This is a genomic window from Moraxella nasicaprae, assembly GCF_025643275.1.
Lineage (GTDB): Bacteria > Pseudomonadota > Gammaproteobacteria > Pseudomonadales > Moraxellaceae > Moraxella > Moraxella nasicaprae.
In genome coordinates this window covers 1,807,390-1,823,449 of the sequence record NZ_CP089977.1, presented here as the reverse complement: position 1 = coordinate 1,823,449, position 16,060 = coordinate 1,807,390, and the positions used below count along the sequence as shown (strand labels likewise).

Genomic DNA, 16,060 nt, shown 5'->3' with positions numbered 1-16,060 from the left:
ATCATCAAGCCAACACAAAATCCATATCAAGATGCACACAGCCAACCATGGGCATTTGCCACGCTCATGATTTGGTCGATAAGCTACTGGCAAGTTGCTTAACCCTGCCACCATCTGATGCTGTGTCTTTAAATGTTTTATTAAACTTCAATACAAAACTTATGCTTGCCAAAACAAAAATCACACACCCCAAAACACACATCAACATTGATATGAAGATGATGAATTTTTACGATTTTTATCGCCATCAATGGGCTTGAAAATTAACGATACACACCCCATTTTCTATTGAAAAATCAGGCAAAACTGATTATAATTTAGGGTTTATGCAAATTGCACTAATAAGAGCATTATTATGACCAATCATCATTTCAATGGCGAAGACAACCACGAATCTTCATCTCAACTGGCTGAGCTTATCCGTTTGGGTAAAGAGCAAGGCTATCTGACTTATGCGGAGGTCAATGACCAACTGCCAGATTCTGTCACCGAAAGCGACCAAATTGAAGACATTGTGCAGATGCTGACCGATGTGGGCATTCCTGTATTTGAAGTCGCCCCTGATGATGATGACATGATTTTGACAGATGCAGGTAGTGATGACGAGATGGCGGCTGACGAAGCGGCTGCTGTACTGGCATCGGTTGAGACCGAACCAGGACGCACCACCGACCCTGTGCGTATGTACATGCGTGAAATGGGTACGGTGGATTTGCTGTCTCGTGATGGCGAGATTGCCATTGCCAAACGCATCGAAGAAGGCACTCGTGAAGTGCAGTACATCATGGCGTACTGGCCTGGTACGGTCAAATTTGTCTTAGATGAATACGCCCAAGTCTTGACGGGCGAGAAAAAAATCTCTGATGTGGTTTCAGGCTTTTTAAGCAATGATGATGGCGATTTTAACCCACACGAAGAGACTGAGCTTGACCTAAAAGAGAATAGCACAAGCAGCATCTCTGACGATTTGGACGATGATTTGGACGATGATGATGTTGGCGATGAGCCAATGGACAGCGATAGCGATGACTCAAACCTAGACCCAGAAGAGGTTCGTGTTCGTTTCGAAGAAATGCAGGTTTTGTACGACAAAGCTCAGCTTGCTCTACAAAAACACGGTCGCAATAGCAAAAAAGCCAAGATTGCCTATGATGAGCTTGCCAATCACTTCATGCTCATCAAACTCAATAACCGCCTGTCTGACCAAGTGATGAACTTGATGCGTGAAGTCTATGAAGATGTACGCAATACCGAACGCCAAATCATGCGTTTGGTGATTCGTCGTGGTCGTATGCCAAGAGAAGAATTCAAAAAAACCTTCCCAAGCAACGAAACCAACACCGAATGGCTATCGCACCGCATCGAGGGTCAGCCTGCCTTTGCTGAAACACTTGCCAAAGTCATGCCAGAGGTGATTGTCCTGCAAGAAAAAATCCTCAGCCATGAGCAAAATTTGCAAATGGACATCAAGGACATGAAAGCAGTCGCTCGCCAAATGGCAATCGGGGAAGCAAAAGCTCGCCGTGCCAAAAAAGACATGGTCGAAGCAAACCTTCGTCTGGTCATCAGTATTGCCAAAAAATACACCAATCGTGGCTTACAATTTCTTGACCTGATTCAAGAGGGCAACATCGGTCTGATGAAAGCGGTGGATAAGTTTGAATATCGTCGTGGTTATAAGTTCTCAACCTATGCCACTTGGTGGATTCGCCAAGCCATCACCCGCTCGATTGCTGACCAAGCTCGCACCATTCGTATCCCTGTGCACATGATTGAAACGATTAACAAAATCAACCGTGTCAGTCGCCAACTGCTACAAGAAATGGGGCGTGAACCAACACCAGAAGAATTGGGTGAACGCCTTGACATGGACGAGGCCAAAGTGCGTAAAGTCCTAAAAATCGCCAAAGAACCCATCTCAATGGAGACACCCATTGGCGATGATGAAGATAGCCACTTGGGAGATTTTATTGAGGACAATACCATTTCTAGTCCGATTGAGAACGCCACCGCAGAAGGGCTTCGTGAAGCAACTCGTGAAGTGCTGGACAATCTGACCGAAAGAGAGGCTAAGGTGCTAAAAATGCGTTTTGGTATCGATATGCCAAGCGACCATACGCTTGAAGAAGTGGGCAAACAGTTTGATGTTACCCGTGAACGCATTCGCCAAATTGAAGCTAAGGCACTGCGTAAACTTCGCCACCCATCTCGCTCAGAACACTTGCGTTCATTCCTTGAAAATGATTGATTGGACAGCGACTGTCTGGTAGTTTTTTTAAATTAGCCTGTTCAATCAAACAGGCTAATCTATTATATTCATTTATAAAAATATTAAATATTCTAAATTGGTTATGAAATTATTAGAATCCAAATTTTATCGCCCTCGCCGTATTATCAGTGAACATTACATCGATGGTCAATGCCATCTTGTCACCCAAGAGTTGTGCGACAAAGTAAAATCCACCAACTCGCCCTTTGAGGAATTATTAGGCTCGTTGCTTGCCTCCATCAATTTTCGTGGCGATGAAATCGTCATCAAAAAATCACACCTAAAAGATTTTGTACAATGCACTGATTTTGAAGTGGTGGAATTTGACAGGCACAGTCAAACTTTTTATGCCAGCGAATTATGCTACTTTCACCCAGATTATGAGTTTTTCTTATTATTGGATGAAGATTTAAGCACAGATTATGACAAAATCATTTTAGAATCTGGCTATTTATCCGTGGTTCGTTTGTCCTACCAATCACATCAGCCAAAGGTGCTGGCAAACATTCGCCGATTCTTTGATGCCTATTTGGAAAAATACACCTCACAAGATGCCAAGATTTCTTTATTGCTCAAAGAAGGTCAAGATTTGGTGTTCAAATCCCATCACATCAAGCCTTTGGCGATTGATTTGACCACGATGTACAACGATGATTTTGCTGCCGTTCACCAAAAAATCAAACACGGTTTGACACATGGCAACAAAGGCTTGGTATTACTGCATGGCGTGGCAGGCTCTGGCAAAACCAACTACATCAAATGGCTGACCGCCCAAATTCCTGCCAAAAATTTCATCTTTGTGCCAAACAATCTCATTGGAGCATTAGCAGAACCTCAATTCATGTCCATGCTCATTGACCACAAAAATTCGGTGCTGGTATTAGAAGATTGTGAAAATTACATCAGAGAACGCATTGGTGGTGGAAATAGCTCAGATGTGGTCTCAACCATCTTAAATATTGCCGATGGTATCTTATCCGATGTGCTAGAATGTCAATTCATCTGTACTTTTAATGCTGATTTGACCAATGTTGATCACGCCCTACTGCGACATGGTCGCTTGATTGCTGAATATCATTTTGATAAGTTGAGTATCGAAAAATCCAATCAATATCTGGCATCAATCAACCAAACCCACGCCATCAGCCAGCCAATGACCTTGGCCGAACTGACCAATTTGGACAATGTTCCAGCACGAGCGGTGGAACAAAAAGGCGGATTTGGTTTTGTAGGCTAATGACTTGAAAAACAGCACTCAATCCCCCAAATAAAAGACATCATTGGCACTTTGGAAAAATTATGAACTCCCCTATTCGTACCGACATTCAAAATCCAGACTTATGGCAATTTCCGATGGATTACCCAATGAGCATCATCGGCAATGAAGGCGAAAAAGAAACCCTACTAAGCGAAGTCACGCTCATTTTGGCAGAGTTATTTCCAGAATTTGATGCCGCCAGCATTCAGATGCGTGCATCTAGAACCAATCGTTTTTATGCACTCAAACTCACGCTACATCTACGCTGTGCCGAAGAAGTCAACCGACTCTATGCAGCACTTGCTGCCGCCAAAACTGTCCGCACTGTTGTCTGATTATTAAGGCTATCCATACTCATCTGGATAGCCTTTTTGCTAACTTAACGATTATGTCGAACATCAAAACCCATTTTTGCACCCAAAACACCAGCACACCCATCGCCAAGCCAGCAAATGCGTTACGGATTTTGCATACTGCCGACTGGCATCTTGGTAAATTATTACACGGTCAAGCTCGTTATGATGAATTTGCCAAATTTTTGGATTGGTTAAACCAAAGCCTCATCGCTCATCAAGTCGATATTTTGATTGTTGCTGGCGATATTTTTGACACCAGCACGCCCAGCAATCGTGCCGAGCAACTGTATCATCAATTTCTGGCTCATGCTTATCGCAATCAAATCAAGCACATCGTCATCGTTGCTGGCAATCACGACTCGCCCACCAGTCTCCAAAAAACCAAAGAAGTGCTTGGTGTACTAAACACCCAAGTGATTGGGCACATCAGCGATGATATTGGCGATGAAGTGCTGACCTTGACAGATACAGACGGCTCACCACTTGCCATCGTGATGGCTGTGCCCTATCTGCGAGACCGTGATGTACGCACCAGTGGTCAAGCCCAAGACATTCAACAAAAAACCAACCAACTACTGCAAGGCGTTGCCAATCATTATCAGCAATTATTTGAGGTGGCTCATCAAAAGCAACAAGCCTTGCAACAAACAACTCAACGACACATTCCCATCATTGCCACAGGTCATCTATTCGCTGCTGGGTCAAGCATCTCCTCAGATGATGATGGCATGCGAGATTTACAAGTTGGTACGCTTGGGCAAATCAGTGGGGCGATTTTTGATGAGCGAATTGATTATGTCGCTTTGGGGCATATTCATGCCGCTCAGCAAGTGGCTGGCAAGACCCAAATTCGCTATTCTGGCTCACCCATCGCCATGGGGTTTGGCGAAATTGGGCGAGAAAAGCAGGTACTATTGATTGATTTTCAAGACAATCAAGACATTCAGATTCATTCGCTCTTTGTGCCAATTTTCCAAAATTTGGCAAAAATTTGGGGTGATTGGGACGAAATCAGCACACAAATTGATGTCCTTAAAACCAAAAACGAATCTGTTTGGCTTGAAGTGGAATACACAGGCAAAAAAATCATCGCCAATCTACGAAGTCAGCTGACCGCCCTACTTGATGGCAGTCAGTTGGCTGTTTTATCGCTAAAAAATAAGACCCTATATCAAGGCAGCTTACAAAAAAATAAACTCAACGCCAGTCTGCAAGAATTGGACGAGCTGGCAATTTTTGAACAAAGGCTTGCCAAAGAAGAGCTGGACGATGAGGAAAAGCAAGCCTTAAAACTTGCCTACCAAACGCTACTTCAAGAAATGCACGATGCGGACACCAAATAATATTCCAAGCAAAATATCATGAAAATTTTAAAACTTAGCTTTGAAAACATCAATTCACTCAAAGGCAAATGGCAAATCGACTTTACCGACCCTGCCTTTTATGGTAATGCCATCTTTGCCATCACAGGTGTCACAGGCTCTGGAAAAACAACCATTTTAGATGCCATTTGCTTGGCATTGTATGGCGAAACACCTCGTATTGACAATATTTCCGCCACACAAAATGAGCTGATGAGTATCGGTACAGCACACAGCAGCAGCGAAGTGGTTTTTGAGATTGATGGGCAGATTTATCGGGCATTTTGGTCGCAAAAGCGTGCCAAACAACAAGCTGATGGCAAACTGCAAGCCGTCAGCAAAGAGCTTGCCAAACTAAAACACCCTGATGACAACGAAGGCAAAATCTTAGAAGAAAAAGCTAATCAGGTCAAAAAAGCCATTGAAGAACTTTTGGGCATGAATAAGGAGCAATTTACCCGTTCTGTGATGTTGGCACAGGGTAATTTTGCAGCGTTTTTGCAGTCTGATGCCAAAGACCGTGGTGAGATTTTGGAACAAATCACAGGCACGCAGATTTATGCGGACATCAGCAAGGCGGCTTTTGAAAAAAACAAGGCTCAAAATCAGCAACTAAAACTACTGACCGCTCAACTTAATGAAATTCAATGTTTGACCGATGAAGAATTTCATCAATTAAATCAAGAACTTATCGATACTAGCAGACAAGAAAAAACACTTGCTCAAACGCTTCAAAATACCCAAGAAAAACAAAGACTTTGGCAAACTTATCAGACGCTTGGTCAAGAAATTGAAGATTTTCATCGACAACTGACCGAAAATCAACTGGCAATCGATGCCTTTGCTTTTAATCAGCAAAAACTTGATGCCGCCAAATCTGCCCAAAAAATCCTGCCCATCTATCAAGAATATCAACGACATCAACAAGAATATGATGAGCAAAATCAATCACTTAATCAGCTAAATAATGCATTAGAACCCATCAAACAGACCCACGAACACCAGCGACTGGCATTCAAGACTGCCAAAGAACAGCTACACGCCTGCCAACAAGCCTACGAAGCCAAAAAACCCATCATCGCCCAAGTTCGTAGCCTAGATGGTCAATTAAAACTGGTGGAACAAAACAAAACCAATATCAGTGGCATTTTGCATGAACAAATCCAAGAAAAAACCAAAACCGAGCAAGAACTAACTCAATCTCAACAGGAGCAAGCACGCATCGTATCACAGCTTGATGACATCAAAAAACAAAGTCTAGATGATACGGATATTAAATATCTGCTAAATAATATCAATCAATATGAGGCTGATTTTGTTCAGCTAAAAAACCACATAGAGCAGCTGGATAAGAATATCTTGCAAGCCAATCGCTTGGGCGGCGACCTGCTGGATAATCTTACCCAAAGAGCCAAACTGATTGATGAACACAAACAGCTTAGCACAGCAAAAAACCATGACCATAACAAGCGGATACAGCTTGTTGAGACGCTTAATGGCTTACTCAATCTTGATGACACCATACAAAATCCAACCACATCAGATTATCAAAATGCACTAAATCTACTGCAAAAAACAGCCAATACCGAGCATGATATTGAAGAAAATATCAAAGATGTTCTGCGTATCTATGAGCAATATCACAACCTTGATGATGAGCAAAACACCATTGATGTCAAATTATCCCAATTAAGCATTGAGCAACAAACCCTAAAAAATGATAAAGAAAATCTACATAAAATCATAGAAGATGCTCAGCACGAATACAAACTACTTGCCAAGATTGCCGAGCAACAAAAACAAATCGTTCATCTACAATCTTTGTTTGACGAATTGCAAGATGGCAAGCCCTGCCCTTTGTGCGGTTCAGACCATCATCCATATAAGGATAATCCACCTCATGCAACCCAGACAAACATACAGCAAGCTCAGACAGCACTTAGCACCAAAGAGCAAGAACTAACTCAACTGCAAGAACAATGGATTTTGTTAGAAAAAAAGGAAATTTGCCTTTCTATCGATGCACAAAACCATCAAGACCAGCAAACCCATTTAAAAAATAAACAGCAAGCCCTACACGCACAAATGAGCCAAATTTGGCAAATTCATGTTGCCGGCAATCTGCCGCCCAAAGATGATGTCATGGTCAAACTTGATGAAATATTAAGAAAAAATGAACAACGAACAAAAATCATCGATGACGCTCAAAAAAGCATTCATGCTCTAATGCAGACCGACGCCAACATTAGGCTTCATGAAAGCAAGATTTACAGCATTGAAGATGAGGGAAAACGCCTGCAAACCCTGCGAGGGCAAATGATGGAACAATTAGCCAGCACCCAACAAGGCATCAGCACACATCTTGACGCACTTGCTTTGTATCTGCACAAACTTGGCATAAATCTGCCAGAGCAATTTGGCATCACACCTCTTTTGCCAAGTTTGGTGCATAACGCCAATCAATATTGCCATCATATTCAAGAACAGCTAATCAATCTACCATCAGGCAACACAAACAATGATTGGATACAGCTTGCTCAAAATCTACAACATTACCGACTGATTTTTGATGAAACACTCACTCTTGATTGTCTAAATCAACTTGAAAACATTAAGCAAAAACTAACATCAATCCATGACAATCAGCAGATTTTGGCTCGCACAAAAGCAGATGCCAATCAGCAGCTTGCCAAGCTAAACACCCAATGCACACAGCAGCAAGACAGACTGTCTGCCCTATTGCCAAAAATCACAGAAAGCCAAGCCGCTTTATCAGCCATCGATAATCAGTATCAACAGCTGACTTGGGAGCGGCATTCTTTATTTGGTGATGATGACAGCGAACAGGTGGAAAATCAGCTACAATCTGCCATCACACTGGCTCAACAATCCTTAGATAAACATCAAGAACAGCATCAAAAAAGTTTAGATATTTTAAATAAACTATTATCAGATATTGAGCATGGTACGCAATTAAGAGAAACACTTGCCAACAAAATCAATGCCAGCAAAACTGACTTTGAAGAACGGCTGGCTTTGTCTGATTTTGCGGACGAGACCTACTTTTTGGCGGCTTGCCTTGATGATGAAAGTTTTGAGCAATTATCATCACAGGCACAAATCTTGGAAAAAACTCATCAACAAATCCGTGTCGGCTTACAAAACAGTCAGCACAAACAGGCTCAACTGTTGGCACAAAACCCAGCACTAGCCAGTCAAGATAACCATGCCCTAGGCAATGAAATCATCGCTTTGCAGGCAGAACAAAGTCGGCTTAATCAACGCATTGGCGAGCTAAGCAACCAGCAAACTTATGAGCAACATCAGCGTGAAGAAAAGGTCAGATTGACCGAAAAAATCGCAGAACAAGGCACGCATAACGCCATCTGGGAAAAACTAGACGCTCTGATTGGCTCAGCAGATGGCAAAAAATATCGCAACTTTGTACAAGGTCTGACGCTTGATTTGGTGCTGTATCACGCCAATGAAGCACTCAAAAAAATGAGTGACCGCTATGTCTTGATGCACGATGGCGACAACCCAAAAGCCCTAGAAGTGCTTGTCATGGATATTCATCAAGGCGGTGCGGTTCGTAGCAGCAAGAACTTATCAGGCGGCGAAAGTTTCATCATCAGTTTGGCATTAGCACTTGGTTTGTCACAAATCAATAGTCGCAAAATCCATATTGATTCGCTATTTTTGGACGAAGGTTTTGGTACGCTGGACGAGGACACGCTGGACATCGCATTAAATACACTCTTTGAATTGCAACAAGATGGTAAAAGCATTGGCATCATCAGTCATGTCGCCAGCCTCAAAGAACGCATTGACACCCAAATTGTGCTTGAAAAACAAGCAGGCGGTAGTAGCATCATGAGCGGTGCTGGTGTCAGACGACTTAATTGACACATAATGAAATACAAAGAGGGTCAAATTATGTGTCTTTTTTTGATGAAAAAGATGACAAAACTTGCTATAATCTAGCTTTTTTGGGCATGCTTTTTCAAAGGCATATGATATTGGCAAACACAAGGGGTAATATGATGCAAAAAAACGAAGAGTTTGATTACCAAGAACAACAAGCAACCCCCTTGACCGCTCACGACTACGAAGAAGAACTGGACAATGAGAAAGATGAGGACGAAGAAGAAAGTCTAGAAACCTTTCACGACACCCAAGACAGTTATATCTATGGCGACTCTGAGGCAACAGACGAAGATACCTTTGAGACGATGACTGTCTATGACCCTGATGCTGACCGTCTGGAAGATTTTGAGCAATCAGGCGATAACGAAACCATCGTTTGCTATTCCTACTCTCGTAAAACAGGCATGCCCATCGAGTCACTTGCCATCAGCGAAGTCAGTCGTGCCTTAACCAATAACGGTCAATTCATCTGGCTGGGTTTGTATGACCCCAGTTTTGAAACCGTGCAAGAAGTCCAAGATGCCTTTGATTTGCATGAACTTGCCCTAGAAGATGCTTTTGCCGACCACCAACGCCCAAAAGTTGAAAGCTATGGCAATGACACCATCTTTGTCGTCGTGCGTACCGCCAAACTTGAAGATAACCAAATCCGCTATGGCACAACCGCTGTCTTTATGGGTAAAAATTTCATCATCTCCATTCGTCGTGGTGCGTCCAACTCCTACACCCCTGTGCGTGAGCATTGCCATCGACGACCAGAAAAACTGCGACTAGGACCCATCTTTGTCCTGCACGCCATCATGGACTTTATTGTCGATAACTACTTGCCGATTACCGACCGTTTGGGCAACTATTTAAGAGAACAAGAACGCAATATTTTTTCGTACGAATTTAGCAAATCTACCCTAAAAAGCCTGTATGAGCTAAAATCTCAATTAGTACACATGCGAGCGGTCATCTTACCCGTCCAAGATGTCTGTAATTTTTTCATCAATCACAAAAAAAACGAGCTCGTTTCTGCATTTCCTGCCGCTGCCAAGCCTTATTTTCGTGATGTGAACGACCATCTACTACGCTCCATCGATGCAGTCAATGGACTAAATGAAATGCTGTCAGTGGCGATGGATACCTATATGGCGATGGTTACAATGGGGCAAAACGATGTGGTGCGAAAACTTGCTGCTTGGGCTGGTATCGCTGCTGTACCAACGGCGGTGGCAGGTATTTATGGCATGAATTTTGACTACATGCCAGAGCTGCATTTTAAATACGCCTATTTCATCATCGTGGGTGCGGTGATTGCGATTTGTTTGTTCTTATACCAAAAGTTTCGTAAAGCTGGCTGGCTGTGATGACATCATCAATTTTTTCTCATCATCAATCACAAACACCAAAAAAATCCGCCCAGTTGTTGAGCGGATTTTTTATCAAAAACACTTTTTATAGCACCATCGCTGCAATCCAGCCAAAAATGATGAGCGGGATATTGTAATGGATAAAGGTAGGAATTACTGAATCTTTAATGTGGTCGTGCTGACCATCAGCATCAAGACCCATTGTTGGACCAAGCGTAGAGTCAGACGCTGGCGAGCCTGCATCACCTAGCACACCTGCGGTTGCAACCAATGCAATGGTTGCTGGCACGCTAAATCCCATCGCCATACATAGTGGCACATAGATACTGGCAATGATGGGTACGGTTGAAAATGATGAACCAATGCCCAGCGTTACAATCAGACCCACCAGCAACATGACCAATGCTGCCAAGGCTTTATTATCGCCAAACATCTGCATTGCTGACTCGACCAAAGGGGCAATCTGCCCTGTGGCTTTCATTGTTTCGGCAAAGCCTTGGGCACAAATCATCACAAAGCCAATCATCGCCATCATTTTGATGCCATCATTGAATACATCGTTAGCATCACGCCATTTGACCACGCCTGTCGCCATAAATACCGCAAAACCAACAATCGAGCCAATCAACAGCGAATCAGTCGCAAGCTGTGCCACAAACGCCACCACAATGGCAAATAAAGCGATGATGACATTAGCACCTTTGACCGTCTTGGTATTCTCAATGCTGGTGGTTGGGGTAATCATTTGATAGCTTCTTGGCTTACGATAGCTGACAAAAACCGCCATCAACAGACCAACAAGCATACCTAGTGCAGGAATCGCCATCGTCTGCATCATGGATACATCGCCTGTTGCCATGCCTGCATCATTGATGTTTTTTAGGATAATTTGATTAAGAAAAATATCGCCAAATCCATAAGGAATAAACATATAAGTATTGACCAAACCAAAGGTCAAGATACACGCCACCGCTCGTCTGTCTAGATTTAGCCCATTCATCACCATCAATAATGGCGGCACAACCAATGGAATAAACGCAATATGAATAGGCACAATATTCTGACTTGCCATCGCCATCAGCACCAACAATGCAAACAGTACCCACTTGATGCTACTGCCCTGCCCATGCTTAATCTTATCAATCATGCTATTGGCAAGCAGTTTTGGCAATCCAGAATGAGCAATCGCCATCGCAAATGCCCCAAGCATGGCGTAAGACAAGGCAATTTGAGCCCCGTTTTTTAGACCATCTTGAAAAGCGGTCAAGGTATCAGGAATTGACAACCCTGCCATCAATCCGCCAACCAATGCACCAATCACCAAAGACAGCACCACATGCACTCGCAAAAGCGACAATCCCACCATCACAATGACGGCAAGCAATACAGCATTTATCATTACAATTACTCTTTTTTATGTCACAAATCATTGCCCAAATACACCTATGGGCAAAAAACAGTATTATAACAATTTATCAAGCATTAAGCATTATTAAAAAACATGATAATTCAATCATTTACATAATATCTTTACCCCAAATAGCACAAGATTGTAACTTTGGGGTAAATATTTGGTAAGATTTATTTGGTTTGTTTTCATGCTTTTTTCCAAAAAATCGCCAGATGATTGATGATTTTTTTAGCCCCAGCACCAAGAAAACACTTGTATTTTTTGGCAATGCCACCATAAAGCGGATATCATAAATAATAATAGGAACAACAATGATGAATGCACCAGCCCAATTACCCCTACTGGCTGTCCGTGATGTGGTCGTCTATCCACAAATGCAGATTGCGTTATTTGTCGGTCGAAAACAGTCGGTCAATGCCATCGAACTTGCCCAAGAACAATACGATGGGCAAATTATGGTCGTCTCCCAAAAAGATTCGCTCAGCGAAGAGATTGACATTCAAGACCTGTACCAATTTGGCACTCGTTGCCGTATCATCAGCACCATACCGCACGATTCGGACAAAAATTGTCTAAAAGTGCTGATTGAAGGTCTAGAAAGAACGCAGCTCAACCAAGCCATCATTGATACTGATACCAACAGCCTATTTGCTCAATATCAAGCCGCTCCTGTGCTAATGACACTTAGCCAAGATGAAATCACGGCACACAAAAACCTATTGTTGGAGCTGTTTGAGGATTATGCCGAAAACAATTTGCGAAATGCCAAAGAATTGGTGCGTGTTGCCAGCAAGATTGATGACTTATTAGAGTTGATGTATTTTGTCGCCACTCGCACCACTTTGGCGTTGGACAAAAAACAAGCATTGCTAGAAACCGATGATTTTGCCCAAAATTTCACCACCGTCAGTGAATATTTCATCAGCAGCAAAACCGAACGCAACATCGAAAACGAACTACAAAACACGGTTCGCAAGCAGATGGAAAACAATCAGCGAGAATACTTTTTGAACGAAAAAATGAAAGCCATTAAAAATGAGCTTTCTGATTTGAACAATGGTGCTGATGACGATGACAACGAACTAGAAAACCGTCTAAAAGAAGCCGACCTACCTACCGAAGTCCGCAAAAAAGCAGAAAGCGAGTTCAAAAAACTCAAAATGATGCCAGCGACCTCCTCTGAGGCGTCTGTTGTGCGTGGCTATGTGGAGTGGATTTTGGACACCCCTTGGAATAAATCCAGCAAAGTCTCCATCAATCTGGATAAAGCCAAAGAAACTTTGGATAAAGACCATTATGGACTAGACGATGTCAAAGACCGTATCTTAGAATATTTGGCGGTACAATCTCGTGTCAAAAAAATTTGTGGTCCTGTATTGTGCTTGGTAGGTCCTCCGGGTGTGGGTAAAACCTCACTGGGCGAAAGCATCGCCAAGGCCACAGGGCGTAAGTTTGTGCGTATGGCATTAGGTGGCGTACGAGATGAAGCAGAGATTCGTGGACATCGTCGTACCTACATTGGTGCCATGCCTGGTAAGATTGTACAGTCTTTATCCAAAGTCGGTGTCAAAAACCCGCTATTTTTGCTCGATGAAATCGATAAAATGGCACAAGATTTTCGTGGCGACCCTGCATCAGCATTGTTAGAAGTCCTAGATCCATCACAAAATAACGGCTTTAATGACCATTATCTTGACCTAGATTTGGACTTATCGCAAGTCATGTTCATTTGTACTGCCAACAGCATGAACATTCCGCCAGCCTTGCTTGACCGCATGGAAGTCATCAGATTGCCTGGCTATACCGAAGATGAAAAACTTGCCATCGCCCAAAACTATCTAACGCCAAAAGCCTTGGAGCAAAATGGGCTAAATAAAGATGAGCTTAACATCACAGATGAAGCCATCACCAGCATCATTCGTCACTACACTCGTGAGGCTGGTGTGCGAAATCTGGAACGAGAAATCAATAAAATCAGCCGAAAAGCGGTGCGCACTGCCGTTGAACACGACGCAAACCAACCCAAAACCAAAGGCAAAAAATCAGCCACCGCACCAGCTCAGACGCTGACCATCACAGATGCTAATATTCATGACTATCTGGGTGTTAAACCGTTTGATTATGGCTTGGCAGAAAAAGAACCCGAGGTTGGTCGTATCACAGGACTTGCTTGGACCTCAGTTGGCGGCGAACTACTGACCATCGAAACCGCCACCATGCAAGGCAAAGGCGAGCTGGTGTTCACAGGTTCTTTGGGCGATGTGATGAAAGAGTCTATTCGTGCCGCCATGAGTGTGGTGCGAGCAGGCGGAGAGCGTTTTGGTATTGAATATGAAAAATTTAAGAATACCGACCTGCACATTCATATCCCAGAGGGTGCTACACCCAAAGATGGTCCATCGGCAGGTATTGCCCTGACCACCGCCATTGTGTCTGCGATGACTGGCATTGCCATTCGTGCTGATATTGCAATGACTGGCGAGGTTACTTTGCGTGGCAAAGTGCTACGCATTGGCGGTCTAAAAGAAAAATTGCTTGCCGCTCATCGTGGTGGTATCAAGCATGTACTGATTCCAAAGTCCAATGAAAAAGACTTAGCAGAAATTCCCAACAATGTCAAAGAAGGCTTGATTATCGAACCTGTGGAGACGATTGAAGAGGTATTAAAAGCCGCTCTAATCGCTCCTTTAATGCCACTAAAACCAATCGTGGCAAGCAAAACAGATGAGCAAACACTCAAAAACTAATCTGCCCACAAAACCCTGCCTGATGGTGGGGTTTTGCTTATTAACTCTTTGTGCTTCATTCAAACTTTAATCATTAAGTCTTTAAAAAAAGACAAGCCACAATCCTATGCTAACTAAATCAAAACCTTAGCCTGATTGACTGCTGGCAGATTTTTAAGATAGGTAAGTCGTTTTTACCATCACAATAAACTCCTTCAATATCGCCATCAAACACCCATCTTCATTCATCAGCCCAAACGCATGGTATTTTGTTTTACTTTTACCCCCAAAAGCGTGTAAAATGATGGTTTTTTAATCGTACCAAAATCTATGAAAGCCCTACTTGACTACATTCCGCTCTTTGTCTTTTTTTATTTATATAAAACCACCGACCCAAAAGACACCAGCCACCCTTTATTGCAGATTTTTGGGGCTGGCGTGGATAATAACCACACCTTGACCGCCACCGCAGGCTTGCTGATTGCCAGCATCATCGTGTATGGTTTTTTATTCATTCAACAAAAATTTTCCTTAAATAAGCAGCAATGGTTTATTTTGCTGATGACGGTTGTTTTTGGCGGCATTACGCTGGCATTAAGCGATGATTATTTTATCCGCCTAAAAGCAATCATCATCAATGCTGTTTTTGCCATTGGTTTACTGTTGTCGCCTTGGTTTAATCAAGACAGAATGCCTATTATCCAAAAGCTATTTACCCCAGTATTTGAGCTGGATAAAGCAGGCTGGCAACGCCTAAACCTAGCTTGGGTGGGACTGTTTGTCCTGATGGCAGTTTTACATACTTTCTTTGCTTTTGTTTTTGCTGATGGTAAGTATTGGGGCGAGTTTACCGCTTTTGGCGATATGATGGTAATGTTTGCCTTTATGATTATCATGTTTTTTGTGATGCGTAAACATCTAAAAATCCAATAAACACCTTATCATCAATAAAAAAATGATGAAATAAGCATATCGCCAAAAGCCACTCTTGACACATCAAGGCAATCTGCCACAAAGGTTTTTGCACCATACAAGCTGGCTTGGTATGCTTAATTTAGACCACATCAAACACCAGTGAATTACAAGGAGAAATCAATGCCACTGTTTGCCATTATCGGATATGATGTTGCTGACAGCACCGAAAAACGCCTACAAGCACGCCCAGCTCATATCGAAAGATTGACCGCCTTAGATGCCCAAAATCGTCTCGTCATCGCAGGCCCCACCCCCATCAAACACGCAGAACCTGCCATGAGCGGCAGTCTAATCATCGCTCATTTTGATAGTCTAGAAGCGGCTCAGGCATGGGCAGAGACCGACCCCTACATCACAGCAGGGGTGTATAGTCATGTGGATATTAAGCCTTTTGTACAAGCCTTACCAAAAATTGATTAGTC

General features: G+C 42.9%; 10 protein-coding genes. 9 read left to right on the top strand and 1 reads right to left on the bottom strand.

Annotated elements, in window-relative coordinates; translation table 11 throughout:
* The first annotated feature begins 355 nt into the window (after positions 1-355).
* From rpoD to LU297_RS08565, 6 genes are all read left to right on the top strand, one after another.
* On the top strand, positions 356-2,248 hold the full coding sequence (gene rpoD / locus LU297_RS08590) for an RNA polymerase sigma factor RpoD (RefSeq protein ID WP_263076108.1): 1,893 nt from the start codon (positions 356-358) through the stop codon (positions 2,246-2,248).
* Positions 2,249-2,351: 103 nt separating this feature from the next.
* Positions 2,352-3,506 carry an AAA family ATPase gene (locus tag LU297_RS08585; protein ID WP_263076107.1) on the top strand — a complete coding sequence of 385 codons (1,155 nt, stop codon included), beginning with the start codon at positions 2,352-2,354 and terminating at the stop codon, positions 3,504-3,506.
* Between the two features lie 62 nt (positions 3,507-3,568).
* Positions 3,569-3,862 (top strand): YbeD family protein, encoded by a 294-nt coding sequence (locus tag LU297_RS08580; protein ID WP_263076106.1) that lies wholly within the window; start codon positions 3,569-3,571, stop codon positions 3,860-3,862.
* A gap of 53 nt (positions 3,863-3,915) precedes the next feature.
* Positions 3,916-5,226 carry an exonuclease SbcCD subunit D C-terminal domain-containing protein gene (locus LU297_RS08575; RefSeq protein WP_263076105.1) on the top strand — a complete coding sequence of 437 codons (1,311 nt, stop codon included), beginning with the start codon at positions 3,916-3,918 and terminating at the stop codon, positions 5,224-5,226.
* An 18-nt stretch (positions 5,227-5,244) separates the two neighbouring features.
* Positions 5,245-9,150 (top strand): AAA family ATPase, encoded by a 3,906-nt coding sequence (locus LU297_RS08570; protein ID WP_263076104.1) that lies wholly within the window; start codon positions 5,245-5,247, stop codon positions 9,148-9,150.
* Positions 9,151-9,287: 137 nt separating this feature from the next.
* The gene (locus LU297_RS08565) at positions 9,288-10,523 is read left to right on the top strand and encodes a magnesium and cobalt transport protein CorA (RefSeq protein ID WP_432806289.1); all 1,236 of its coding nucleotides are present in this window, start codon (positions 9,288-9,290) and stop codon (positions 10,521-10,523) included.
* Between the two features lie 88 nt (positions 10,524-10,611).
* Here LU297_RS08565 and LU297_RS08560 read toward each other — a convergent pair whose 3' ends face one another.
* Positions 10,612-11,925: a Na+/H+ antiporter family protein gene (locus tag LU297_RS08560; RefSeq protein ID WP_263076103.1), complete on the bottom strand. Its 1,314-nt coding sequence runs from the start codon at positions 11,923-11,925 to the stop codon at positions 10,612-10,614.
* Between the two features lie 323 nt (positions 11,926-12,248).
* On the opposite strand from LU297_RS08560, the gene lon reads away from it, so the two are divergent.
* The 3 genes from lon (at position 12,249) to LU297_RS08545 (ending at position 16,058) form a co-directional block, all read left to right on the top strand.
* Positions 12,249-14,684: an endopeptidase La gene (gene lon / locus LU297_RS08555; protein WP_263076102.1), complete on the top strand. Its 2,436-nt coding sequence runs from the start codon at positions 12,249-12,251 to the stop codon at positions 14,682-14,684.
* A 309-nt stretch (positions 14,685-14,993) separates the two neighbouring features.
* Positions 14,994-15,596: an inner membrane-spanning protein YciB gene (locus tag LU297_RS08550; RefSeq protein ID WP_263076101.1), complete on the top strand. Its 603-nt coding sequence runs from the start codon at positions 14,994-14,996 to the stop codon at positions 15,594-15,596.
* A gap of 162 nt (positions 15,597-15,758) precedes the next feature.
* Positions 15,759-16,058, top strand: coding sequence for a YciI family protein (locus LU297_RS08545; RefSeq protein WP_263076100.1), 300 nt, complete (start codon positions 15,759-15,761; stop codon positions 16,056-16,058).
* Positions 16,059-16,060: the final 2 nt, after the last annotated feature.

What these genes read in the sequence shown, in the direction of transcription:
- rpoD (WP_263076108.1), top strand. Translation starts at nt 356, where the DNA reads ATGACCAATCATCATTTCAATGGCGAAGACAACCACGAATCTTCATCT.
- LU297_RS08585 (WP_263076107.1), top strand. Translation starts at nt 2,352, where the DNA reads ATGAAATTATTAGAATCCAAATTTTATCGCCCTCGCCGTATTATCAGT.
- LU297_RS08580 (WP_263076106.1), top strand. Translation starts at nt 3,569, where the DNA reads ATGAACTCCCCTATTCGTACCGACATTCAAAATCCAGACTTATGGCAA.
- LU297_RS08575 (WP_263076105.1), top strand. Translation starts at nt 3,916, where the DNA reads ATGTCGAACATCAAAACCCATTTTTGCACCCAAAACACCAGCACACCC.
- LU297_RS08570 (WP_263076104.1), top strand. Translation starts at nt 5,245, where the DNA reads ATGAAAATTTTAAAACTTAGCTTTGAAAACATCAATTCACTCAAAGGC.
- LU297_RS08565 (WP_432806289.1), top strand. Translation starts at nt 9,288, where the DNA reads ATGCAAAAAAACGAAGAGTTTGATTACCAAGAACAACAAGCAACCCCC.
- LU297_RS08560 (WP_263076103.1), bottom strand. Translation starts at nt 11,925, where the DNA reads ATGATAAATGCTGTATTGCTTGCCGTCATTGTGATGGTGGGATTGTCG.
- lon (WP_263076102.1), top strand. Translation starts at nt 12,249, where the DNA reads ATGATGAATGCACCAGCCCAATTACCCCTACTGGCTGTCCGTGATGTG.
- LU297_RS08550 (WP_263076101.1), top strand. Translation starts at nt 14,994, where the DNA reads ATGAAAGCCCTACTTGACTACATTCCGCTCTTTGTCTTTTTTTATTTA.
- LU297_RS08545 (WP_263076100.1), top strand. Translation starts at nt 15,759, where the DNA reads ATGCCACTGTTTGCCATTATCGGATATGATGTTGCTGACAGCACCGAA.